The sequence below is a fragment of the Shewanella sp. SP2S2-4 genome (assembly GCF_031932025.1).
Taxonomy (GTDB): domain Bacteria; phylum Pseudomonadota; class Gammaproteobacteria; order Enterobacterales; family Shewanellaceae; genus Shewanella; species Shewanella baltica.
On the sequence record NZ_JAUOER010000030.1, the window covers coordinates 11,822 to 37,162 of the forward strand.

A 25,341-nucleotide genomic window follows, 5' to 3' on the forward strand; every position below is an offset into this window, starting at 1 on the left:
ACACTAAGCAAACATTACGAAGAAAAACGCCCGAATGATAGTCGGGCGTTTTCTCTGTACTAACCAAAATAAATCATCAACCAGCATCTATCACGTTTACAGACACAGCTAATGGTTCACCCAAAGGGGTTTTAACCGTAATAGTTAATTGTCCAATTGTTTTCTTGTTTGGAGAGGTTTCTAAACCAATAGTAAAAGGATATAGCAATGGTTTATTAGAGGTATTATTTCCTATTGTATAAGTTGAGGTTACTGAACTTAATACACCATTATCTGCAGTCCCTGTTATCGTGGTTCCAAATGGAAGCGTATTATTATTTATATCTGAAAGGAATAAATAAACAGTTTGTGGTGCATCGACAGTTAAATCAATCGGTTGCACAGGGGTAATACTTCCAGTTACTGCATCTATATTCACCAGTCTCATGAAGGGAGTACTGCCAGACATGACTAATGGAAGATTTCTAAATACATTCAACTGAGCTTTAAAATTATCACTCCCAGTATCAGTACATTTTGCCTCAGAGCCTTGCGCACAAAGTAAACCAGTATACTTACCATCTGCAACATCAAAAGAACCGCTTATATTATAATCAACAAATTCTTCTTTAACCGCACCTGCAGGTAATGGTGAACCTCGATATTTACCATCTTCGTTATGATCTGTGAACGCTTCAGATAAATCACTAAAATCTTCACCTTCATCAAATAACCCATTTCCATTTAAATCAACAAAACTCTCTTCTCCAATCGCGTAAGCCGTAATTGTCGTTCTACCCGGACGTGGTTCTGCAATAACTGAATTAGTACCGTCAAGATAGCGAGCATAACTATTACCTGTACATGGGGGAGTGATAATTCCATTAAACCCACCATTAGGGCAAATCACTGTAGTCCCTTTGAAAGGACGTGAATCTTGACTTCGCCAAGTCACAGAGCAACCGCCATTAGGAATTAATATACCTGCACCATTATCCTTGGAGCCAGTAACACATGAACTATCAATACCACCTCCCTCCGTTCTAAAACTGATTCGAGTACCAGAAGGAACAAGGTTGTTAAAATGATCTGCAGCTAAAACATTAATTATTGATTGCTCATTGTCGTGATCCCATCCTTCAGGATTAAGAATAGTTGCAGATAAAGAGAAACTATCATTATCAGCAAGTCCTGTAGATACAACTAACTCATCTGAAATATTAGAAATAGTTGCATCATGACCGTTGCCAGTACTACCAGACCATAAAGCAAATACTTTTACAGGTGTAGGAATATCACCAGCTTTTACCGTAACTGAAACTTGGCCAAATGCATCCGTGTAAGCCACAGCATATTTATTCGGTAGGCTCAGATCTGAAGGGTACTCAGCATCTCCAGGTTGAGGCATATTGCTACATGCTAGATAATCCTCAGCAAGAGGTGATGGTGATAATGTCATGCCTCCTACTTCGGTACTCAATTCAAAACAAACTCTTTGCTGGCTAGCAGGTTGACCAATTTCATTTAATAACTTGAATTGAACAACAGACGTCTCACTACGTGCGCCTACTCCTGCAATTCCACCAGTGCCACTCAGAGCCAACTGATTAGGTGTTGCAGAAATAAACTCAATAGCTCCAACTTTTACTGTATCAACTGTAATTTGAGTTGTCTTAGACACTGAGCCGCCACCAGTAACAGCTGAAACAGATATTGTATCTAATCCACTACATCCTGTTGAACGATAAGTCGAATAACCTTTACCAGCATTAGTGACTATAGGCGAATCAATGACAGCTTTACCAGCAGCAACACATTCTGATGAAAATTCTAGAGTGAAAGGTTGACCTGTCGATAATGAACCATCAGGATTGAAAACCGTAACTTCGACAATGGTAGACCCACCTGCTGGTAAAGATTTATTGCCTACACTTGTTTTTATATCGAGGCTAATATTTACTCTACCAATTTCAAACGCTTTAGTTGAGGTAGCATCTTTCACTTTTAAAGAGACTTCGCCAGCCCCTACGTTACCATTTGCGTACAAATCAAGAATAGCTTTACCATCAGCATTCGTGATGGCTGTCCCCGAATTAGGGCTAATAGCTCCTAAGGTTGTTGCGGCAGTAACAAGTACTTGCTGTAGAGCTTGCGTACTACCAGAACGCGTAACTTTAACACCAATAATACCGGGTTTATCGTTTGTAATATTGTCTGTTATCTTACAAACTTCAAAGTTCTTTAGTGCCTTATCCCATGCAACCACACCATTACAATCATATATATCAAAACTGATTTCTGGGCTTGCTTCTATAGGGTCTATATCATCACCAGCGGTTACAAAACCGACAATAGCCTTCGCAGTACCATAACTTGCAGTGACTTCACCTGCACCTTCAACACTACCAGCAGTTAAAGTAATAGAAGCTCGGCCAATTGCATCTGTTAAAGCAGTTCCTTTCGTTGGAAGGAAGTTACCTAAGGAACTACTAAAGCTCACTACTTTACCAACTAATGGAGTGGTATCTTTATCAACTAAAGTAACTGTTACTTTGCTCGGTTGTGCCGCACTGACATTAGTAGTTGGTAATCCCGTCTGGCTATTTGTCAATTGAATTGATAAGGAATTAGCCTCGCCATTTCCACCAGGTGCATCGCCAGCGACTTCAAAGTTAAAGCTATCCGTTATTGTTTCATTATCAAGGGAGAAGCTAGCTGTAACCGTTCCAGCACCAGCATTTGTTCCAGTAATTAACGTTACAGATGCATGACCATTTAGGTCTGTTAATGCCGTTCCTGAAGAAGGATTTAATGTACCTTGTCCAGTCAAATTGAATACGACTGTTTGATAGCTTGTCGGAATACCGTCTTTCAATAAAGTCGCAATTACAGTTCCTGGAACAACATGGCTGATATTTCTTAACTCTTGGCCCTGTGAATCAGAAATTGTTAGCGCAATGCTATACGCATCAATTGGCTTAATAACAACTTCATCACCCGATGTCTCAAATCCAAGCGATTCAGTATTTTCATCAACTTTAGCAATAATATTACCAGCTCCAGCAACTGAACCAGCTGTAATTGCTATTTTAGCAAGTCCTTGAGCATTGGTAAGTGCAGTGCCTGATAGCGGTGAAAATTTACCTAAGTTTGAAGTGAAAGTTATCACCTTCCCAACTAATGGTTCATCTAAACCATTAGTATATATAGCACTAACGGTACCAGGTACCGCAGAACTAATTTTTGTTATAGTTTGTCCTTGGGCATTTTGTAATGATAGTTTAAGTTTATTGCCCGTTCCAGGCTGAACTACACCATCACCTTTTGAATAAAAACCCTTGGTTATGGAGGCCCCACTCGCAACACTCGCCGTTACATTTCCAGCACCAGCTAAAGTTGCAGTATCTAGCTTAACCGTTGCAACGCCAGATGAGTCCGTTAATTGCGTCCCAGTTGAGGGAGTAAATGAGCCTAAAGCGTCGTTATCTAATTTAAATGAAACAACTACACCTGCTAGAGGTCCAGTCTTAGAATCCACAACCGTTGCTTTTACTTCCGCAGGGGTAGCGACAGAAACACTATCGCTATTAGAAATACTGAGAGTGACAGTAACAACACCCGGTGTAGGCGTTGTCCCTCCATCATCGGAGATGCTGCCTCCACCACCACATGCAATTAAAAAAAGTGAACACAATCCTGCGAGAAAAACCTTATACGCTGACTTCATTGTCAGGCTCCCTGTTACTCTGATGATGATACTTAAGCTAGACGCTTATTACTTATAGGCTAACATTACACAATTTTCACCAATTTTACTCGCTACAACCTTATTTTATTTCACAAATAACACAAATACTTTAACGCTATCTGTCATTTCATCTTCGCCGTTTTCTTGCTAGTCTTGTGAGCGCCAAAAAATAGAATGTATAAAAAACACACAGGACTCCCCATGGCAATTTCGATAAAAAATAAACTCGGCCTTACAAGTAAAATTCTGATCGGTATGGGAACAGGTATTGTCTTAGGTCTCATACTCCGCAATGCCTTTCCAGAAAGCGATATCGTAAAAGACTATATTACCGAAGGTTTTTTACATGTTATCGGTACCATTTTCATCTCCAGCTTAAAAATGTTAGTTGTTCCTTTAGTCTTTATTTCATTAGTTTGTGGCACTTGCTCACTGAGTGAGCCTTCAAAATTAGGCCGTTTAGGGGGCAAAACCCTTGCTTTCTATTTATTCACCACCGCAATTGCTCTCGTAGTTGCGATTGTCAGTGCCGTCCTTATACATCCTGGGAACGCTTCACTCGCTTCAGAAAAAATGGAATACATTGCCAAAGAAGCGCCCAGTCTTTCAAGCGTGATTATCAATATAGTCCCCACCAATCCGATGCAGGCATTGAGTGAAGGAAATATGCTGCAAATCATTATTTTTGCGGTTATTTTTGGCTTTGCTATTGCCCATATTGGTGAGCGAGGTAAACGAGTTGCGGCTTTGTTTGAAGATTTAAATGAAGTCATAATGCGCGTCGTGACACTGATTATGCAATTGGCACCTTATGGTGTGTTTGCGCTGATGGCAAAACTAGCATTAACGCTCGGTTTAGAGACCTTTGGTAGCGTAGTTAAATATTTCTTCGTAGTTCTCGGTGTATTACTGGTCCATGCGTTTATTGTTTATCCGACACTTCTAAAACTCTTCTCAGGCCTCAATCCATTCATATTTATTCGTAAAATGCGCGATGTGCAATTGTTTGCCTTCTCAACAGCAAGTTCAAATGCCACTTTACCTATTACCATAGAAGCCTCTGAGCATAGATTAGGTGTCGATAATAAGATTGCTGCCTTCACGCTCCCCTTAGGTGCGACCATTAATATGGATGGCACTGCAATTATGCAAGGTGTGGCCACTGTATTTATCGCCCAGGTTTTTGGCATTGAACTCTCGCTCACCGATTATGCCGCCGTTGTGGTGACAGCAACATTGGCATCCATTGGTACAGCTGGCGTTCCGGGTGTTGGACTTATCATGCTGGCCATGGTATTGAATCAAGTTGGCTTACCGGTTGAAGGTATTGCATTGATTATCGGTGTTGATCGCCTACTCGACATGGTACGTACCGCAGTTAACGTGACGGGCGACTGTGTCGCAACAGTGATTATTGCGAAATCTGAAGGTGAATTTAACGAGCAAGTGTTTAACAACACACAAGCGGGTAAGGCTGCTAGAAGTTTTGATGAGCAAGTTCATCATTCAGATAAATCTAACTAGCCTTAGTTAAATACCCATCACGCCCAGCCTCTGTGTTGGGCGTTTTTATTTATATTTTTTGTTCACACTTAAACCTGCGCTGTTTGTTTACATTAATGATGCCAATTCATTTTTCTAAAATTAGCAAAATGTGAACATGCCAATAGTACGGAAGTTTGTTTTTAGATACATTATGTTTACTATTTTGATACGTTAATTGGAGTTGAACAAATGTGGTGGAGAAGTCTTTGGATCCTGATAGCGTGCTGGCTATTGTGTGCCCACTTAGTACGTTATGAACAAATCAACTTTGCTATCCCCTTTGCAATAGCCCCCTTAGCTTTATGCTTTAATTCGGTTTATTTACTGCGTTTATTACAAGTTCTATTATTTGTGAGTGTCTTTACCGTCTGGGGTGTCACCACGATTGAAGCGATACAAATGCGTTTAGCGCAAGAAGCGCCTTGGTTGAGATTATCTTTTATTATGATGGCGGTGATGCTATTTACCTTAGGTGCAATTATCTGTGGTAACGGCATTTTGCGGATCAGAAGACAAAAGTCTCCTTGGGGGAATTCACCGATACGCTAATACTTTTTGCGGTAATACTTTCTTATTCAACAATAAATAAGTTCTTATTTTGACCACAAGTTCCGCTCGGTCAGCAAAGGTTAAGTTCGACTAAGATATGCTAAGACTCTATTTGGTTATCAGTGTGATTTTGCGTAGACTGCTTTGCTAAGGCTTAGATCATCCACATTAAGGCATGTATATTATGAGAATTTTGGTTGTTGAAGACGATCCTATTTTATCCCACCACTTAAAAGTGCAATTAAGCGATCTCGGCAATCAAGTTCAAGTGGCGCTCACAGCCAAAGAAGGTTTCTATCAGGCCACAAATTACCCGATCGATGTCGCAATTGTCGATTTAGGATTACCCGACCAAGATGGCATTAGCTTAATTGAACAACTCAGAGAAGCCGATCTTAAAGCGCCGATATTAATCCTCACCGCACGTGTCAATTGGCAGGATAAGGTCGAAGGCCTAAATGCCGGAGCCGATGACTATTTAGTTAAGCCCTTTCAAAAAGAAGAACTCGTCGCTAGGTTAGATGCCTTAGTACGCCGCAGTGCAGGCTTTGTTAAACCGGTAATTTGCAGTGGGGAATTGAAGCTCGATCTCGCCGCCAAACAAGTCACCTTGAGTGATGAAATCATGGAAGTCACGGCCTTTGAATATTTAATCCTCGAATATTTAATGCGTCATTGCCACGAGGTAGTTGCCAAACAACGTTTGCTCGATGTGATATATGGCGATAAAGAAGGCGATCCAAACACCATTGAAGTCATGGTCAGCCGGCTGCGCAAAAAACTGACCCGCGATGGCATTGATAATCCCATCGTCACCATTCGCGGCCAAGGATATAAATTTAACCTGCCATGCAATTAAGATTAAAATTTAAGAAACGTCTGCTGACGCGGATGTTTCTCACCTCACTATCGATTATTGCCTTAGTGGGTTTTGGGCTCGCATGGATGGTCAATATCCTGCATGCGCAGAATAGTTATAACGAAGAAACCGCACAACTCATTGCCGAAATCCCCCAAGTCGCCGCCGAATTACGGGAGCACGATCTCATCCCAGATACCAGTGCGTGGCTAGAGGAAAATAATAAGCAAGAACGCTATGTGATTGCGAGTTGTGATGAAAAATTCAAACAGGTTTGGACTTCATCCCTCGCGGTAGACCGTGGCTTATTTGATACTTGCGAGCGTTTTAACGAAATTCGCAACGACTCACCGCCCTATTATCTTACTATGGCCGATGACAGAGGTTACTTCGTCTATTTGCTCGCGGTGGAAATTGCTAGCGTACATTACAACCTGCTCGTCCTCAAAGATGCCGCCAAGCTCGAGCAGGAATACAGTAAGTTCAGTAAACGCACTTATATTCGACTCGCCATGGTATTAGCCTTAGCGTTAATTCTATTGGTCAGCGCCGCCTATTGGGGAATGCGCCCCTTAGTACGGATGCAGAATGAACTGCAATCGATTAACCAAGGTAAGAGTAAATCACTTTCTGAGGGTTATCCTGTTGAACTCGAAGGCGTAACTCAAGCACTCAACCAAATGCTGCAACAATCGAGCGCCCAACAACAGCGCTATCAAAATGCCATGAATGACTTAGCACACAGCCTTAAGACCCGCTTAGCCGCTGTGCATGCCATCACAGATGACGCCAGTTTGAGTAAACAATCGGCGAGCGAAAAAATCATGGAACAGGTCAGCCAGATGGATCAGCTGGTCAAATATCAATTAAAACGCGCCATGTTAGGCCGCCAAGGCCTGAAGCAAGAACAGACTGTGATTGCGCCCTTAGTCGATCAATTAGCGCAAATGTTATTTAAAATTTACCGCGATAAGCAAGTGCAGTTCTCAGCGAGCATTCCCCCTTCCTTAATGTTCCCCGGCAACAAGGGCGACTTGATGGAGCTGTGTGGTAACCTGATGGAAAACGCTTTCCGCTTATGTATCAGCCAAGTACATGTATTGGCTAAGATTAATTCACAAGGTGAGTTTGAACTTATCGTCGAAGATGATGGCCCAGGTGTCGAAGAAAGCCTTAGACAGAAGATTATCCAACGCGGCGTGCGAGCCGATACCCAGTCACCAGGACAAGGTATCGGATTAGCCGTATGTGATGAAATCGTTCACAGCTACGGTGGTAGTTTAAAAATTGAGGAAAGCCGCTTAGAAGGTGCACTCTTTAGGATCAGTATCCCTGTTTAAGGACAGGGATAGCTCACAACAAAGGCTAAATACAAATAGTTAAAACAAGGATGTGTAACTATGTGTGAATAGTGAACTTTATCAGGCAATCACAGCGTATAACTGCTCAGCTCGATTAAACATGATCCAAGAGGTGGCAATGTATTTGTCACCACTCACGGGTTTATTGCCCCTATGCGTATGAGTGAATCCCGCTGGTGCTATCACCATAGTGCCTTTTTTCGGGGAAATTTTACGCTGCTGATAATAAAATTCGGTTTCACCGCCCGCTTCCACATCATTTAAATAAAACATATAAAGCACGACGCGATGCAAGGCTTCATTGTGACCATTTTGCGGGAATTGCTCCGAATGCCAGTGGGGATAACCGCCTTTATTCTGCTGATACTTTTGAACATTAATACTGCCACTGCGATACAAATACTTGACTAAACCATCGGCTCTAGGCGCACCCAGCGCTGCAAAATTAGCAGGGGTTAGCGTCGCGGGTTGGCCTTGTTCATCACTCACAGACACAGCGACCGCGCCCATTAACGCCATTGAATACTTTGTGAAATAATCTACCGCGCCCTTTAAGGTATAACCTAAGAGTTCGTTTCTGAGGGGCTGCAAGTCGGCGAAACTATCTAAGGTCAAATCGCGGCTGATCTTCTTCTCCAGATCAACGCCATTGCCCGTTTGTCCGTCGACAACGCCAGCATGTTGCTCAAATGCCAGAATGAGACGGTCACACAAGTCGTTTGGCAACGCATTAGGGTATACTTCAATAAAGTCCATACTTCCTCAATGGATTGGCTACTTTCTAGGCTTACTATGCTGACATGTTAGTTAAGTAATTGTAAAGCAGCATCATTGAGATAAAATAACCACATTAGGCTTCACGATAACAAGAATATGAAAAAAAGCTGTAAAGTCTCAGTCCATCAACTTCAAGTCGGCAACTTTGTGCGTTTGCCCGTGGCTTGGAAAGATCATCCCTTTTTATTCAGTAGCTTTCATATTAAACAAGCTGCGCAAATCGAGTTGATTAAAAATCTGGGCATAGAACATGTCATCGTCGATTTAGAACGTAGCGACGTCGCCCCGTTACATGCTGATGCGGTCAACCCAATCAAATTACCGCCAAGTGCTGAGATCAATGTGCTTAAAAACGACATGGATCAGTACAAGGCCGAACAAATCGAAGTGCAAAAAAAATTACGCCGCGATATTCATAAAACCGAGCAAAACTTTACCCGTTCGGTAGCCATGATGCGCAGCCTCATCTCTAAGCTGCGTAATCGCCCCTTAAATGCGGTCGATGACGCCAAAGATTTAGTACACTCCATCGTCGAACAGCTGCTTAATTCAGATAACTTAGTGCTGCATTTAATGAGCGATGCCAAGCAAGACGAAAGTATTTATTACCATTCTTTGAACGTCGCGATTCTTTCTATGCTGATCGCTAAAGAACTGGAATGGGATAGAAGTGAGATTGAAACTGTGGGTCTCAGTGCCCTATTCCACGATGTGGGTAAATTAAAAATTCCACCCCAAATTCTTAAAAAATCGACTCCTTGGTCGGCGCCAGAGCTTAATTTCATCAAGCAGCATCCGTTACTTGGGATTGAACTGCTCAAATTAGCCGATAATTTCCCCCAAGCGGCCTTGGCTCCCATCACCAATCATCACGAGTGTCTCGATGGCAGTGGTTATCCCAAAGGCCTAAAGGAAGAGGCTCTCGATAAAGTTTCGCAATTGATTGCGGTAGTGAACGAATATGACTCCCTGTGTTATCCAAGCCAACAGGGCAAAGCCAGAATGCCCTATGCCGCTCTGGGACATTTATACAAGCAATACAAAACTAAGCTTAATCAAGAATACATTGGCAAGATGATCAAGATGCTCGGCATTTATCCTCCCGGCAGTGTGGTGGAATTATCCAGCGGACAATATGCCATGGTGATGTCGGTTAACTTAACTAAACTGCTATGCCCTAAGATATTGGTTTACGATGCGTTAGTCCCTAAAGATCAAGCGCCTATCGTTGATTTAGAGATTGAAGGGATAAGCATAGTGCGCTGCTTACCGCCTGCGGCGCTTCCTGAAAAAGTTCACGAGTACTTGAATCCCCGCGAACGAGTGAGTTACTACTTTGGTGGTGACAGTCGTAAATGATGACTGAGTTAAATAGCCTTACAGTTGGTGCATAACTGGCGGCACTGATTTAATCAAAGTCATAGAGTTAGACTCGTGACATAAAGCTCATTAAATCAAGTGAAGTGATTAAATCACAGTGATAAGAATAAGGGTCGAATATAATATTCGACCCTTATTCTTTTATTCGACAAAACCAACACGTCTAGCGGCTGACTTATAACCAATGTTTACGTTTAAAGAAGAAGTAAGTACCGGCGGCACTGGCTAACATCATCATAATCGCCATAGGGTAACCGTATTGCCACTCAAGCTCAGGCATACTGGTAAAGTTCATCCCATAACTACTGGCAATCAAGGTTGGCGGCAGAAACACCACAGCGGCAACCGAGAAGATTTTAATGATTTTGTTCTGTTGCAGGCCACTGAAACCCATGGCCGCATCAAGCAAGAAGTTTAATTTATCGAAAATAAATTGACTGTGGGGCATCAGCGACTCGATATCCGATAACATTTCCCGCAAATCCTTCAAGTGCTCATCGGATAGCTGACCACGATAGTAACGCTGCATATAACGCAGTGAACGCTGGGTATCGAGCAAACTCAAACGGATTTTACCATTGGAGTCTTCTTGCAGAGTGATGAGCTTAAATACATCGTCAAGCTCATCGTTATCAAACACTTGCTCACCGACATTTTCGAGAACAGTGTAAACGTCTTCGATTAAGTCAGACAGATAATCCACTTTCAGATTAAATAATTCGAGAAATAATTCCTGCGGCGTCGACACGTCTAACCGGCCCAAACGTAAATAGTTACGTAGCAAGCGGATAAGACCGACGTCTTCTTCACGGATTGTCAGTAAAAAATTGGCCCGAAGGTTGAAGGACACGTTAACACCACGCACATCTTGGCCGACACGCTGGGGAAATAACGAATTGATGTGCAAGCCGTCGCTGTTTTGATAAAAACGTGCAGAGGCCTCAATTTCATTGATATCTTCTTCGTCAGGCACTTCTTCAACAGAAAAATGACTTAACCATTCTCGCTCCGCATCATCGGGTTTATACAGATCTAACCAAATGGTCGACGCGGGAATACTGTCCAGTATGCCGAGCTCTGTCACAGTAAGGTGACGATTTTCATACACATAAGCAGTAATCATTTGTCCTCCTGAAAAAAACTTAAGTTAACGATCCCACTTAAGTGCAGGCTAAAAAATTGTCGCTAGTTTACCGCATAAGTTGGCAATGAAAAGGCGCGAAGGATAATTTAGTAAAATAAATATGCCTTAATCGGTCTCGATGATCGTCAGCCGTTCTTGGGTCGAAAAGCGAATATGGATGCCATCGATCGTCACCATTTTCGAATCTGAAATATCGCCTTTGCGCACGCGATACTCACCATTGTTGTCAGCATTGGGTGACACGATTCTTACCGTGACTATTGTGTGCTGGTCGCGCCAATACCAAACGCTATAACTGAGTACACTCAGTCCGAGCACCACAAACACGCCAGTGAGCAGATAACGACGCCACAGGGGTTCACTTAAACGTTTAGTGCTGATATTCGCGGCCTGAGGCACAATATGTCGCTGGCGCTTCATCAGCAAAAACCAAGCACCAGCCATGATTAAGAATGTCAGTAAAACTTTAGTGAGCATGGCTCTTCCTTTGATGTACTTCGCCTACGCGCAGTCAACGATATAACACATGCTGCAATCGAGCATTAACCCGTCAGTGCCACACATTATCTAAAGGCCATTATACGCTGACTCAAGTGGATAAACTGTCTTTGGGATCAAGCTTAACGCTCACGGTCGAAGAGATAAGACAAATGGCAAATGGCAAATGGCAAATGGCAAATGGCATTACACAAAAGCAATGATTCGAAACAGAGTACTACTACAATGTGGCAGGACGAAAAATGACAGGACGAAAACATCGCGGGCCATAGGTAAAATAAAAGGCAAAGGCCTAATCAGATTTACCGCGACAAAAGCGTCACAACACTCATGATGACTCAGCCACTTAGATTAAAAATCTTCAAATACCTTTGCCATACGTTGAATTTGCGCCAAAGGTACGCCATGGCGATTCCGTTTGGCGCATTCCAACTGATGGGCAGGATTACTCGGTTCGCCCACAAGCACAATTCTAACTTGATAACCTAAGGCTTTTGCCGCCGCTTCATAGGCCATGTATTCCCAGCGGCACAGATTAGTGTTGTCACAAATGACCACGGGCTCGCCTGAAGACAGTGCCTGAATAAACCCCGTCAGATTACATTGATGATACTCAGGCAACCTCTTAGCATCAAAACGGTATTCATCTTGATGGTAGAAAAAGCTATCGGTCGAAAAGACACCGCGTTGGCGCACGCCAATGGCTTTTTCTAAAGCAAGGGAAAGAATATAAGTTTCAACCCAATGTGACTTACCACTGCCCGGTAAGCCACGCATAATAATCGCGATTTTATCACTCATGCGTTCGACTCACTGCCAATCACTCTACCCGCTAAAATAGTCTCGACCAACTGAGGCACTAACTCCCCCGCTTTGCCCGTGAGATGGTATTGAAACTGACTGTGTCTATCGGGTGCCATCATATTCACTTCAACCGTTTGCGCTCCGTGATGATTAGCGGTATCGACAAAGCCTGCGGCAGGATAAACAGTACCAGAGGTGCCAATGGCAATAAACAAGTCGCAGTTATCGAGCGCATCGTGAATTCGATCCATCCCTAAGGGCATTTCACCGAACCACACCACATGGGGGCGCAAACGCTGGGCAGGAATACAGCAGGTACAACAGTTATCGGCACCAAAAGGCTCACGTAAAATAAAAGTCTGACGCGAACGCGGACAACGGCCTTTGGATAGTTCGCCATGCATGTGCAGCAATCGACGTGAACCCGCACGCTCATGCAGATCATCAATATTCTGGGTCACGACCAATAACTGACCTTGAAATTCTGCCTCTAACTTTGCCAAGGCAAGGTGCGCGGCATTGGGCTCAACCGTACCACTGTGCAATTGCTGCCAACGACTATTGTAAAAGCGTTCCACAAGTTCAGCATCACGTTCATACCCTTCAGGTGTGGCAACGTCTTCAATATGATGTTCTTCCCACAAACCATCTTGATCGCGAAAGGTGCGTAATCCCGATTCCGCAGAGATCCCCGCGCCGGTTAACACCACAATTTGCTGGTACATGCCGATTCCTTATTATTTTATTTATTTGAATTATTCTTACTGACTTTGGCAGCCGTGAATATTATTCCTTGGTATAACCATACAAAAACTATGCTTGAATTGCCGCAAAATATTGTGATTTAACGCCTATTGACACAATTTATCTGCATATCGCGCTATAAAGCCAGAACAAAGGTTTAAGTTTTCAACCTGAGCCCCTATAATGGCAAACACTATCCACGGATGAACCTATTGGTTCTGCAATCAAGAGATTAGCAATGACAGATGGAAATCAAGCGCTAAAAAAAGCGGGTTTGAAAATTACCCTGCCACGAGTCAAGATCCTAGAACTGATGCAAGGACCTGAAAACCAACATATCAGTGCAGAAGATTTGTACAAGAAGCTGCTGGATTTGGGTGAAGAAATTGGTCTAGCCACCGTCTACCGTGTGTTAAACCAATTTGATGATGCTGGCATTGTCAGTCGTCACCATTTTGAAAGCGGTAAAGCTGTTTTCGAACTCTCAACTCAGCATCACCATGATCACTTAGTTTGCCTGTCGTGTGGCAAAGTGATTGAGTTTTCAGATGAAGTTATCGAACGTCGTCAAGATGAAATTGCCATGAAACACAACATTAAGCTGACGAATCACAGCTTATATTTGTACGGCACTTGCACCAATGATACCTGTGAGCATAACGACGCTTAGTCGACTTCAGCTTTCATCGCCGAGACACAAAAACCAGCTTTAGGCTGGTTTTTTTATTGGATGATGTTAATCGGCAAATCGTTATAATAGCTTGGCGTAGATATTCACTTTATGGCCCATAAACTCATTTTTCTCGCGCCAGTGCATCCCCACTCGCTTAGCCACGCCTTCTGAACCGAGATTCCCTTCTAAGATAAGTGCAATTGTCTGCTCTATGCCAAAACGCTTAAATTCGGCTAATGCAGCAGATGCGGCCTCAGTGCCAATCCCTGTGCCCCAATACTCAGGGAAATAACGATAACCCAGTTCGACTTCATTAAATTCTGCAATGAATTTCGGGCCACAAAAACCGATCACACGTTTATCGGCTTTATGCTCTACCGCCCAGCGACCAAAACCATGTTGCTGATAATCGGCTTGGATCACCTGGTGAAATAACTCAACCGCCTGCTCACGAGACGTAAAAGCAGCAGTGGGAATGTATTTCAGCATCGCCGGATTACTGTTCATCAAATACAGGGCTTCACAATCTTGCTCAGTAAATGGCCGAATAATTAATCGTTCAGTTTGGGTTATCATCTTTACTCCTTCAAAAATGGATCGCTTAATACATCAGCCTATCGATAAATGGTTACTATTGGCGTAACGTCAACGACACTACGCCAGAACCTTAAGCTTAAGCTTAACGGTGGTAATCACCACTGCGCTCAGGCTGATACAGGATTTCTTCAATACGCACTTTTACCATAGAACCACCAGGGCCTGGCCATTCAATCTCATCGCCTTGAGACAACCCTAATAATGCACTCCCCACCGGCGCCAAAATAGAAATCGTGCCCGCGCCATTGATGTCTTTTGGATACACTAACCGTAAACAGAAGGTTTCATTACTGGATGAAACGCTAAACTTCACTTCCGAATTCATGGTCACCACATTTGCTGGCATCTGAGATGCAGGCACGATATCGGCCCTGTCTAATTCAGCCTCCAATGCCGCTTTGCCCGGAAACGCATTTGCCGGCAGTGACTCCAATAATCGCTCTAGTCTTTCTAAATCGATTTCCGAAATAATGATTTTAGGTGTTTTCACAGTCTTTCCCTCGTAAAGAAACGTGATGTTCAAGCCGTGACTCAGGCTAACATCGACTCAGTGGCTTACCCTCCCCCAATGCAGTAAGCCCCATAATACAAATACGCTCGCAGCGATAGGCTGCAACCGTGTGATAAAAATTTGAATTCAAGATATTTTGCAGAAACAGCACTGAAGCCATAAGCACTTAGCTCATGGTTAATGGCTCTCATCACGCTATGCTCGCCCATGGCGCAGGCGACTGCTGAGTAGAGAAGCATCAATCTAACCCGTAGAAGAAAAAATATCTAGTCTTCATGGTGTTAGCTCAATCCCATTCCTGTCTTATACAGCCAATAAAAAAGGCGCCTTAGGCGCCTTTTAGTATCGAACGGTTTAGCTTACCAACCAGTACGAGTACGCAGCGCTTTGCCGATATCAGCTAGCGAGCGGACAGTTGTCACGCCAGCTGCTTCTAATGCAGCAAATTTGTCTTCTGCAGTACCTTTACCGCCAGCGATGATCGCGCCAGCGTGGCCCATACGCTTACCAGCAGGTGCAGTTACACCAGCAATGTAAGACACAACAGGCTTAGTTACGTGTGCTTTGATGTAAGCAGCCGCATCTTCTTCAGCGTTACCACCGATTTCACCGATCATTACAATCGCTTCAGTCTGTGGATCGTTTTGGAACATTTCCAATACGTCGATGAAGTTAGTACCTGGGATTGGGTCACCACCGATACCTACGCAAGTAGATTGGCCGAAACCTTCATCAGTCGTTTGCTTAACCGCTTCATAGGTCAGAGTACCTGAACGTGAAACGATACCCACTTTGCCTTTTAAGTGGATGTGACCTGGCATGATGCCGATCTTACATTCACCTGGGGTGATAACACCTGGGCAGTTAGGGCCAATCATGCGAACGCCAGTTTCTTCAAGCTTCACTTTAACTTGCAGCATGTCCAGTGTAGGAATGCCTTCAGTGATACAAACGATAAGCTCGATGCCACCGTCGATAGCTTCAAGGATGGCGTCTTTACAAAATGGTGCCGGTACATAGATCACAGTTGCCGTTGCGCCAGTTGCAGCAACAGCGTCTTTTACCGTGTTAAACACTGGCAGACCTAAGTGAGTTTGGCCACCTTTACCAGGAGACACACCACCCACCATTTGCGTACCGTAATCGATAGCTTGTTGTGAGTGGAATGTACCTTGACCGCCAGTGAAACCTTGGCAAATTACCTTGGTATCTTTATTGATTAAGACAGACATTATTTGCCCTCCGCAGCTTTAACTACTTGCTCAGCCGCGTCAGTCAGACTGGTAGCTGCAATGATATCAAGACCTGATTTAGCTAATACTTCACGGCCAAGTTCAGCGTTAGTACCTTCTAAACGAACCACAACAGGTACTTTAACGCCCACTTCTTTAACAGCGCCGATAATACCTTCTGCGATCATGTCACAACGTACGATACCGCCGAAAATGTTAACCAGAACCGCTTTCACATTGCTGTCAGACAGAATGATTTTAAACGCTTCTGCTACACGTTCTTTAGTCGCGCCGCCGCCTACGTCTAGGAAGTTCGCTGGCTTGCCACCGTGCAAGTTAACGATATCCATAGTACCCATAGCCAGACCAGCACCGTTCACCATACAGCCAACGTTACCGTCTAATGCTACGTAGTTCAGTTCGAACTTAGCCGCGTGAGCTTCACGCGCGTCATCCTGTGATGGATCGTGCATGCCTTTGATTTTTGGTTGACGGAACAGTGCGTTACCGTCGATACCGATTTTACCATCTAGGCAGTGTAGGTTGCCTTCAGTGGTAATAACCAGTGGGTTGATTTCTAATAGTGCGAAATCATGATCAACGAACATAGTCGCCAGACCCATAAAAATCTTAGTGAACTGCTTCATTTGCGTTGGGTTTAAACCTAACTTGAAGCCAAGATCGCGAGCTTGATAACCTTGTGGGCCAGTCAAAGGATCGATGATTGCAGTGTGGATGAGTTCTGGCGTTTCTTCTGCCACTTTCTCAATTTCAACACCACCTTCAGTCGACGCCATGAACACAACGCGACGAGTCGCGCGGTCAACAACGGCACCAAGGTACAGTTCGTTAGCGATGTCGGTACAGCTTTCTACTAAAATTTTAGCAACTGGCTGACCTTTCTCATCAGTTTGATAAGTCACCAGATTTTTGCCTAACCAGTGTTCGGCAAAGGCTCTGATTTCTTCTTTATCGCCAGTGACTTTAACGCCACCCGCTTTACCGCGGCCGCCTGCGTGCACTTGACACTTAACAACCCATAAATTTCCGCCAATATGGCCTGCCGCTTCTACAGCTTCTTGGGCTGTATCACATGCAAAACCTTCTGACACTGGTAAACCATATTCGGCAAATAAGGATTTTGCCTGATACTCATGCAAATTCATGATGATCTATCCGTATACTTCTAATCAAATCCAACTGGCCCGTTTGGGCCAGTCACGAGGGTATGTCTGGCTATTTCTTTAAGCGCAATCTCTTATCGAGTTGTGTTACAGATCAAGCAGCAGACGAGTTGGGTCTTCTAGGAAGTCTTTAATCGCAACCAAGAAACCAACAGACTCACGGCCATCAACAATACGATGGTCATATGAGAGTGCTAGGTACATCATGGGCAGGATTTCAACCTGACCATTGACTGCCATTGGGCGATCTTTAATGGCATGCATGCCTAAAATCGCACTTTGTGGCAGGTTAAGGATCGGTGTAGACATCAGTGAACCGAAAACACCACCGTTAGTCACAGTGAAGTTACCGCCAGTCATATCTGCCACAGTCAGCTTACCGTCACGGCCTTTGATGGCTAAATCACGAACCGCTTTTTCGATTTCAGCTAAGTTCATGGTATCTGTGTCACGTAACACTGGTGTTACCAGACCACGTGGTGTTGATACTGCGATGCTGATGTCGAAGTAGTTGTGATAAACGATATCATCGCCATCAATAGACGCGTTAACTTCTGGGAAACGTTTCAGCGCTTCAGTCACTGCTTTGATGTAGAAAGACATAAAGCCTAAACGGATACCGTGGCGCTTTTCAAAGATATCTTGGTATTGCTTACGGATATCCATGATGGGCTTCATGTTCACTTCGTTAAATGTCGTGAGCATAGCGGTAGAGTTTTTCGCTTCTAACAAGCGGTTAGCGATTGTCTTACGCAGACGTGTCATTGGCACGCGCTTCTCGCTACGGCCAGCCGCTAACGGAGCCACAGCAGGTGCTGCTGGCGCCGCTGCTTTAGGGGCAGACTTAACAAAAGCTTCAACGTCTTCTTTCGTAATACGACCACCCACACCCGTGCCTTTTACTTTGCTAGCATCAACATTGTGCTCGGCCAGCAAACGGCGTACTGATGGGCTTAACGCATCATTAGATTCGTCACTTGTCGCAACTGCTGGCGTTGCCGCTTCTGCTTCAGCTTTAGTCACTTCTTGGCCAGAAACTGCACCAGCGATGAACTTAGCGATCACTTGTTCACCTAGAACAGTGGCGCCTTCTTCAAACAAAAACTCGCCAATGTGGCCATCTTCTGGCGCAACCACTTCAAGAACCACTTTATCGGTTTCAATATCAACCAGGTTTTGATCACGAGAAACTTGCTCGCCCACTTTCACATGCCAAGTGGCAATCGTGGCATCGGCAACAGATTCTGGTAGTACAGGTACCTTGATTTCGATACTCATGAAAAACTATCCTTTTATAAAATGTCTATTACTACAGTGTGATTGTAAGTTTCAGGGCACTGTTCACTAAAGATTCTTGCTGATGTGTATGCAACTCAGGGTAACCACATGCTGGCGCAGCTGACGCTTCACGGCCGGCATAAGTTAACTGTGCACCTGCAGGAATCGCGGCCCAGAAATGGTGTTGACTCGAGTACCAAGCACCTTGGTTCTGTGGCTCTTCCTGACACCAAACAAAATCTTTAACATGTTGGTAATCAGCCAAAGCAACGATCATTTCATCATGTGGGAACGGATATAACTGTTCAACACGAATTAACGCTACGTTAGTGATGTTTTCTTTACGACGTTTTTCCAGTAGTTCGAAGTAAACTTTACCACTACAGAAAACAACGCGATCCACTTTGCTTGCTTCCAAGGTATCGATTTCACCGATCACATTTTGGAAACTACCATTGGCCAATTCTTCCAAACTCGACACGGCTAATGGATGACGCAGCAATGATTTAGGCGACATCACGATAAGTGGTCGACGCATTGGGCGCACCACTTGACGGCGCAACATATGGTAAACCTGTGCAGGTGTTGAAGGCACACACACTTGCATGTTGTGGTTAGCACACATTTGCAAGAAACGCTCTAAACGGGCGCTTGAGTGCTCTGGGCCTTGACCTTCATAACCATGGGGCAACAACATAGTCAGACCACATAAACGGCCCCACTTTTGTTCACCCGATGACAAGAACTGATCAATAACCACTTGCGCACAGTTGGCAAAGTCACCAAACTGGGCTTCCCAAATGGTCAGGCCGCCAGGTTCTGCCGTCGCATAGCCGTATTCAAATGCCAATACTGAGGCTTCAGATAACACTGAGTCAGTAATATCAATCGGACCTTGCTCATCGGCAATGTTGCGTAGTGGCATGTAAGTCGTGCCATCGTTTTGATTGTGCAACACCGCATGACGATGGAAGAAAGTGCCACGGCCAGAATCTTGACCTGTGATACGAACGCGCTTGTTGTCTTCCAGAATCGAGGCATAAGCCAAGGTTTCTGCAAAGCCCCAATCGAGTGGTTTCTCACCTTTTGCCATAGCAACACGGTCGCCATAAATCTTAGCAACACGGGATTGTAATGGATGGCTTTCAGGAACGTAGCTCAATTTGTCCGCAAGGTTTTGTAAACGTTCTGCCGACATCGCAGATTCGAACGCTTCGTCCCACTCACGACCAATATAAGGTGTCCAGTCAACAGAATGCAGCGTCATTGGACGCCATTCTTTCACCACACAATCACCCTGATCTAATGCGTCACGGTAATTATTGATAAGACCAGTCACCTCATCGGCAGCAATCACGTTTTCAGCGATTAACTTGTCTGCATAAATCTTACGTGGCGTTGGGTGTTTCTTGATCTTGGCATACATCAGCGGTTGAGTTGCACTTGGCTCATCGGCTTCGTTATGGCCATGACGGCGATAACAGACTAATTCAACCACCACATCACGTTTGAACTCGTTACGATAATCAACGGCTAACTGCGATACAAATGCAACCGCTTCGGGATCGTCAGAGTTAACGTGGAAAATCGGCGCCTGAACCATCTTAGCGATGTCAGTACAATATTCCGTTGAACGCACGTCCGCATGGTTAGACGTAGTGAAACCCACTTGGTTGTTCACTACGATGCGAATGCTGCCGCCCACTTTAAAACCGCGGGTTTGAGACATGTTGAATGTCTCTTGTACTATCCCTTGACCCGCAATGGCTGAGTCACCGTGAATAGTAATAGGCATGACTTGTAAGCCATCCTTACAACCGCGACGGTCTTGGCGGGCACGTACCGAACCAATGACCACAGGGTTAACGATTTCAAGGTGCGATGGGTTAAAGGCCAGTGCTAAATGCACATTGCCGCCCGGCGTTTCGAAATCAGAGGAGAAACCTTGGTGGTACTTAACGTCACCCGAACCGTGGGTATCAGCATGCTTACCCGCGAACTCATCAAACAGTTCAGCAGGACGCTTACCTAATACGTTAACCAGTACGTTTAGACGACCACGGTGAGCCATACCAACGACGATTTCTTTAGTACCCGCTTCACCTGCACGATAAATAATTTCGCGCATCATAGGCACTAACGCATCACCGCCTTCTAACGAGAAACGCTTCGCACCAGGGAATTTAGCACCTAAGTATTTTTCAATGCCTTCTGCGGCGTTTAAGCCTTCAAGAATGCGTGTCTTAACACTTTTATCGTAGTTAGCTTTACCTAAGGAAGGTTCGAGACGTTGTTGGATCCAGCGTTTCTCATCGGTATCGGTAATGTGCATATATTCAGCACCGATAGAACCACAGTAGGTGGCTTTCAGCGCTTTTACCAAATCCGCGAGCTTCATGGTTTCGCCACCATGAGCAAAAGAACCTGTATTAAACTCACGATCCATGTCTTCTTTAGTCAGGCCGTGGAAGGCAGGATCTAAATCGGCCACAGGTTCGCGTTTCCACAGTTCTAGGGGGTCAAGGTTAGCACCTTGATGACCACGGAAACGATGGGCGTTAATTAACTGCAGGACTTTAACTTGCTTAGCATCCAGTTCAGGATCCGTCACACGAGCAGAGCTCTTATGGCGTCCTTCTAACGCTAAACTGCGAAAATAATCACGTACTTTTGAGTGAGCAGCTTCAGGCGCATCAACAGAGGCACCGTTCACAGGAGGGAGATTATCAAATACCGCACGCCAATCATCAGCGACTGACTGTGGGTTTTCTTGATAGGCTTCATACATCTCTTCTACGTAGGTCGAATTTGCACCACTTAAGTGAGATGATTCGAGCCAGGCTTTCATGATGCCTTGGTGCATTTCTATTCCTTTCAAACTTTATACACGTGCTTAGCCATAGTATTAAATATGCAGTCTGTAGAGATTACCTTCGACGCATAATTTCTGCCGCCCCTAGATGTCCAGATATACGGCGCGTTGTCTTCCATTACATACGCAAAAGAGTCACCTTCTGCTACCAGAAAGTGACTCTTCAAGAGCTATATTATTATTGGTTTCAGCTCGGGTTCTCGCATTACACTGCTCGCTTCAACAGCATGGACTTAATATGACCAATTGCTTTAGTCGGATTAAGACCTTTTGGACACACGTCAACGCAGTTCATGATGCCGTGGCAACGGAACACGCTATAGGCGTCGTCCAGCTCAGAAAGACGTTCTTCTGTTGCTGTATCGCGACTGTCGATCAAGAAACGATATGCGTGAAGCAGACCGCTTGGACCGATAAACTTATCAGGATTCCACCAGAATGATGGGCAAGCCGTAGAACAACAGGCACACATGATACATTCGTACAGACCATCTAAATGAGCACGCTCTTCAGGTGATTGTAAGTGTTCACGGGCTGGTGCTTTCTCATCATTGATGAGGTAAGGCTTGATCTTCTCATACTGCTTATAGAACTGAGTTAAATCAACAACTAAGTCACGAACAACTGGCATACCTGGTAATGGGCGTATTTCTAATTTCTTGCCTTTGAAGGTTGAAATTGGGGTAATACACGCCAGACCATTTTTACCATTCATGTTCACACCGTCAGAACCACACACACCTTCACGGCATGAGCGACGGAATGACAGAGTCGGATCTTGCTCTTTCAACTTAATCAGTGCATCGAGCACCATCATGTCAGAGCCGTCAGCTACTTCTAAGCTGTAATCCTGCATATACGGTTTAGTATCTACGTCAGGATTGTAGCGATAAACTGCAAATGTCAATTTCATCTTTGCAACTCCTAGTAGGTACGTTTCTTCGGTGGGAATGCTTCACGTAACTTAGGTGCCATGTTCACTGCACGACGATCCATCGTTTCAGTCACAGGGTCAAATAAGCTGTGGCATAACCAGTTCTCATCATCACGCTCTAAATAATCTTCACGTGAGTGAGCACCGCGACTTTCAGTACGGAAGTTAGCAGCATAGGCCGTAGCGATTGCTGTTGCCATTAGGTTATCTAACTCTAAACATTCAATACGTTGAGTGTTGAATTCACGAGAGTTATCAGACAACTTCGCCTTTGCAAGACGTTCGCGGATGACTTTCAACTGCTCTAAACCTTCAGCCATAGCATCGCCACGACGGAATACAGAGAAGTTTAATTGCATACACAGTTGCAGATCCTTACGGATTTGCGCTGGATCTTCGCCATCTTTGTTGCTTTCCCAACGATTCAGACGAGCCAGTGATGCTTGAATATCCGCATCGCTTGCGTCTTTTGGATCGTCAGTCTCATCCAAAGCTTTACCTAAATGCTGACCCGCTGCGCGGCCAAAGACCACTAAATCGAGCAATGAGTTACCACCTAAGCGGTTTGCACCGTGAACAGATACACAGGCAATCTCACCCACAGCAAACAGACCGATAACATCTTGTTCAGTACCGTCTTCATTCTTACGAATAACTTGACCACTGACTTTAGTTGGCAGACCGCCCATCATGTAGTGACAGGTTGGCAACACTGGAATTGGGCCATCGGCCGGATCGATATGGGCAAAGGTACGAGACAATTCACACACGCCTGGTAAACGTGCTTCTAATGTTTCTTTACCTAAGTGATCAAGCTTGAGTAAACAGTGTGGACCTAATGGACCGTCTAAACCACGACCTTCGCGGATTTCAGTCATCATAGAGCGTGCTACCACGTCGCGTGATGCCAAATCTTTCGCGTTAGGGGCATAACGTTCCATGAAGCGCTCGCCGTCTTTGTTCAGCAGATAACCGCCTTCACCACGACAACCTTCAGTCACAAGTACACCCGCGCCGGCGATGCCAGTTGGGTGGAATTGCCACATTTCCATGTCTTGCATTTGCACGCCAGCACGCATTGCCATACCGACACCGTCACCGGTGTTGATATGCGCGTTAGTAGTAGAAGCGTAAATACGCCCTGCACCACCGGTCGCTAGAATCGTTGCTTTGGCTTTGAAATAAACGATATCACCCGTTTCAATTTCAATCGCAGTACAACCCACAACAGCGCCATCATCGTTTTTAACGAGATCTAATGCATACCATTCTGAGAAGACTTGCGTCTTATGCTTCACGTTTTGTTGGTATAAACAGTGCAGCAAAGCATGACCAGTACGGTCGGCAGCTGCCGCAGTACGTGCAGCCTGCTCGCCACCAAAGTTCTTAGATTGACCACCAAACGGACGTTGGTAAATCGTGCCATTTTCGAAACGAGAAAAAGGCAACCCCATTTGCTCAAGTTCAATCACGGCTTCAGGACCGGTTTTACACATGAATTCAATCGCTTCTTGGTCACCGATAAAATCGGAACCCTTCACGGTATCGTACATGTGCTGTTCCCAATGATCTTCATGGGCGTTACCTAACGCAACAGTGATACCACCCTGCGCAGATACGGTATGAGAACGAGTTGGAAATACTTTTGATAAAAGCGCACAGCTTTTACCTTCTTTGGAAATCTGCAGCGCTGCACGCATACCAGCGCCACCGGCACCGATCACTACAGCATCAAATTCGCGTACTGGAATACTCACTTAGACACCCCACACAATAACAATGCCGGCCGCTAAATAACAAAATACGGTAACGACAAAGGTGAACTGTAAAACACCACGTAACGACGTGCACTTGACGTAATCTGTCAGCACTTGCCATACACCAATCCAAGCGTGTACGAGTAATGCAACCAGCGTCAGAAGTGTAAACACTTTCATTGGCAGAGCGCTAAAAAGGCCATGCCAGACGTCGTAGGTGAGAGGGGAACTACATGCAATAAAGCCAACCAAGAAAATGGTGTAACAGGCGAGGATCACTGCACTAGCGCGTAGTAGAATAAAGTCATGAACACCACTGCGTCCAAAACTTGCTGCATTGGTTACCATACCCAAATCCCCGCTATGATTGAAAAGGCTACCGTTAAGGCAAATACAGCTTTCGCTGATGCGGCACCCGATGACAATTCTTCCCAACGACCGGTATCCATTACTAAGTGACGTAGGCCACCAAACAAGTGATACGCCAGTGCAGTCATAATGCCCCACAGGATGAACTTCATAACGAAGTTATCAAATAGAGATTGTACGCCAGCGAAACTTTCAGCTGATGCTAAAGATGAATTTAGCAACCAAATGAGAATGCCAACTGCGAACAGCATGATGACACCGGAAACACGGTGAAGAATTGACACAATCGCTGTTGCAGGAAAGCGAATGGTCTGCAGATCTAAATGGACAGGTCTTTGCTTTTTCACGTTCTGCTCACTCAGCTCCATTGAGCATTTTTTTTGTTATGTGAACCGCTTTTGTACAAACTTTAAACTGGGATGTGAATCACGGCAAAAGTAAACACAAAAGCAAAGTTTAAACAAACAGTTAACTATCTGAGCACGCACTCATTTAACATGTAAACAAAGGGTGCTTTATAATCGTTGTTTGCGGCCCTTATTGGGC

Annotated in this window: 22 protein-coding genes; 6 read left to right on the forward strand and 16 right to left on the reverse strand. The window is 44.6% G+C overall.

The window, feature by feature from the left end; translation table 11 throughout:
- Positions 1–76: 76 nt before the first annotated feature.
- A complete protein-coding gene (locus tag Q4Q54_RS19055) occupies positions 77–3,706 on the reverse strand; it encodes an invasin (RefSeq protein ID WP_311989268.1) in 3,630 nt (1,209 codons plus the stop codon).
- 222 nt (positions 3,707–3,928) lie between these two features.
- Between Q4Q54_RS19055 and Q4Q54_RS19060 the strand changes: the two genes are divergently transcribed.
- The 4 genes from Q4Q54_RS19060 (at position 3,929) to Q4Q54_RS19075 (ending at position 8,020) form a co-directional block, all read left to right on the forward strand.
- Complete coding sequence (locus tag Q4Q54_RS19060) at positions 3,929–5,251, forward strand: dicarboxylate/amino acid:cation symporter (protein ID WP_259510517.1); 1,323 nt, start codon at positions 3,929–3,931, stop codon at positions 5,249–5,251.
- Positions 5,252–5,461: 210 nt separating this feature from the next.
- Positions 5,462–5,821, forward strand: a complete 360-nt coding sequence (locus Q4Q54_RS19065) for a hypothetical protein (RefSeq protein WP_311989269.1) — start codon at positions 5,462–5,464, stop codon at positions 5,819–5,821.
- 184 nt (positions 5,822–6,005) lie between these two features.
- On the forward strand, positions 6,006–6,680 hold the full coding sequence (locus Q4Q54_RS19070) for a response regulator (RefSeq protein ID WP_106650745.1): 675 nt from the start codon (positions 6,006–6,008) through the stop codon (positions 6,678–6,680).
- Complete coding sequence (locus Q4Q54_RS19075; protein WP_311890337.1) at positions 6,671–8,020, forward strand: sensor histidine kinase; 1,350 nt, start codon at positions 6,671–6,673, stop codon at positions 8,018–8,020. Before Q4Q54_RS19070 ends, Q4Q54_RS19075 begins: the two co-directional genes overlap by 10 nt.
- Before the next feature lie 81 nt (positions 8,021–8,101).
- On the opposite strand, the gene Q4Q54_RS19080 is transcribed toward Q4Q54_RS19075, so the two are convergent.
- The gene (locus tag Q4Q54_RS19080) at positions 8,102–8,797 is read right to left on the reverse strand and encodes a 2OG-Fe(II) oxygenase (protein ID WP_107404380.1); all 696 of its coding nucleotides are present in this window, start codon (positions 8,795–8,797) and stop codon (positions 8,102–8,104) included.
- A 117-nt stretch (positions 8,798–8,914) separates the two neighbouring features.
- Between Q4Q54_RS19080 and Q4Q54_RS19085 the strand changes: the two genes are divergently transcribed.
- Complete coding sequence (locus Q4Q54_RS19085; RefSeq protein ID WP_311989270.1) at positions 8,915–10,177, forward strand: DUF3391 domain-containing protein; 1,263 nt, start codon at positions 8,915–8,917, stop codon at positions 10,175–10,177.
- Between the two features lie 196 nt (positions 10,178–10,373).
- Here Q4Q54_RS19085 and corA read toward each other — a convergent pair whose 3' ends face one another.
- The 4 genes from corA to cobB all read right to left on the reverse strand — a co-directional run bounded on the left by corA (position 10,374) and on the right by cobB (position 13,369).
- Positions 10,374–11,321, reverse strand: a complete 948-nt coding sequence (gene corA / locus Q4Q54_RS19090) for a magnesium/cobalt transporter CorA (protein ID WP_311989272.1) — start codon at positions 11,319–11,321, stop codon at positions 10,374–10,376.
- A gap of 126 nt (positions 11,322–11,447) precedes the next feature.
- On the reverse strand, positions 11,448–11,819 hold the full coding sequence (locus tag Q4Q54_RS19095) for a hypothetical protein (protein ID WP_283628672.1): 372 nt from the start codon (positions 11,817–11,819) through the stop codon (positions 11,448–11,450).
- 372 nt (positions 11,820–12,191) lie between these two features.
- Positions 12,192–12,641: an ATP-binding protein gene (locus Q4Q54_RS19100; RefSeq protein WP_220590438.1), complete on the reverse strand. Its 450-nt coding sequence runs from the start codon at positions 12,639–12,641 to the stop codon at positions 12,192–12,194.
- Positions 12,638–13,369, reverse strand: coding sequence for a Sir2 family NAD+-dependent deacetylase (gene cobB, locus Q4Q54_RS19105; protein ID WP_220590439.1), 732 nt, complete (start codon positions 13,367–13,369; stop codon positions 12,638–12,640). The genes Q4Q54_RS19100 and cobB overlap by 4 nt, the downstream gene beginning before the upstream one ends.
- A gap of 257 nt (positions 13,370–13,626) precedes the next feature.
- Here cobB and fur point away from each other — a divergent pair, with 257 nt between their 5' ends.
- The gene (fur, locus tag Q4Q54_RS19110; protein WP_106650752.1) at positions 13,627–14,058 is read left to right on the forward strand and encodes a ferric iron uptake transcriptional regulator; all 432 of its coding nucleotides are present in this window, start codon (positions 13,627–13,629) and stop codon (positions 14,056–14,058) included.
- An 81-nt stretch (positions 14,059–14,139) separates the two neighbouring features.
- On the opposite strand, the gene Q4Q54_RS19115 is transcribed toward fur, so the two are convergent.
- The 10 genes from Q4Q54_RS19115 to sdhC form a co-directional block, all read right to left on the reverse strand.
- On the reverse strand, positions 14,140–14,637 hold the full coding sequence (locus Q4Q54_RS19115; protein ID WP_311989273.1) for a GNAT family N-acetyltransferase: 498 nt from the start codon (positions 14,635–14,637) through the stop codon (positions 14,140–14,142).
- 103 nt (positions 14,638–14,740) lie between these two features.
- Positions 14,741–15,148: a nucleoside diphosphate kinase regulator gene (gene rnk, locus Q4Q54_RS19120; protein WP_220590440.1), complete on the reverse strand. Its 408-nt coding sequence runs from the start codon at positions 15,146–15,148 to the stop codon at positions 14,741–14,743.
- A 380-nt stretch (positions 15,149–15,528) separates the two neighbouring features.
- A complete protein-coding gene (gene sucD, locus Q4Q54_RS19125; RefSeq protein ID WP_220590441.1) occupies positions 15,529–16,401 on the reverse strand; it encodes a succinate--CoA ligase subunit alpha in 873 nt (290 codons plus the stop codon).
- The gene (gene sucC / locus Q4Q54_RS19130) at positions 16,401–17,567 is read right to left on the reverse strand and encodes an ADP-forming succinate--CoA ligase subunit beta (RefSeq protein ID WP_107947894.1); all 1,167 of its coding nucleotides are present in this window, start codon (positions 17,565–17,567) and stop codon (positions 16,401–16,403) included. The genes sucD and sucC overlap by 1 nt, the downstream gene beginning before the upstream one ends.
- A 105-nt stretch (positions 17,568–17,672) precedes the next feature.
- Entirely contained in the window at positions 17,673–18,863 is a 1,191-nt protein-coding gene (gene odhB / locus Q4Q54_RS19135) for a 2-oxoglutarate dehydrogenase complex dihydrolipoyllysine-residue succinyltransferase (protein WP_311989274.1), read from the reverse strand.
- Between the two features lie 31 nt (positions 18,864–18,894).
- A complete protein-coding gene (locus tag Q4Q54_RS19140; protein WP_220590443.1) occupies positions 18,895–21,726 on the reverse strand; it encodes a 2-oxoglutarate dehydrogenase E1 component in 2,832 nt (943 codons plus the stop codon).
- A 214-nt stretch (positions 21,727–21,940) separates the two neighbouring features.
- A complete protein-coding gene (locus Q4Q54_RS19145; protein ID WP_106650759.1) occupies positions 21,941–22,648 on the reverse strand; it encodes a succinate dehydrogenase iron-sulfur subunit in 708 nt (235 codons plus the stop codon).
- An 11-nt stretch (positions 22,649–22,659) separates the two neighbouring features.
- The gene (gene sdhA / locus Q4Q54_RS19150) at positions 22,660–24,426 is read right to left on the reverse strand and encodes a succinate dehydrogenase flavoprotein subunit (RefSeq protein WP_106650760.1); all 1,767 of its coding nucleotides are present in this window, start codon (positions 24,424–24,426) and stop codon (positions 22,660–22,662) included.
- Positions 24,427–24,774 carry a succinate dehydrogenase, hydrophobic membrane anchor protein gene (gene sdhD / locus Q4Q54_RS19155; RefSeq protein ID WP_220590444.1) on the reverse strand — a complete coding sequence of 116 codons (348 nt, stop codon included), beginning with the start codon at positions 24,772–24,774 and terminating at the stop codon, positions 24,427–24,429.
- Positions 24,768–25,163 carry a succinate dehydrogenase, cytochrome b556 subunit gene (sdhC, locus tag Q4Q54_RS19160; RefSeq protein ID WP_012089416.1) on the reverse strand — a complete coding sequence of 132 codons (396 nt, stop codon included), beginning with the start codon at positions 25,161–25,163 and terminating at the stop codon, positions 24,768–24,770. The genes sdhD and sdhC overlap by 7 nt, the downstream gene beginning before the upstream one ends.
- Positions 25,164–25,341: the final 178 nt, after the last annotated feature.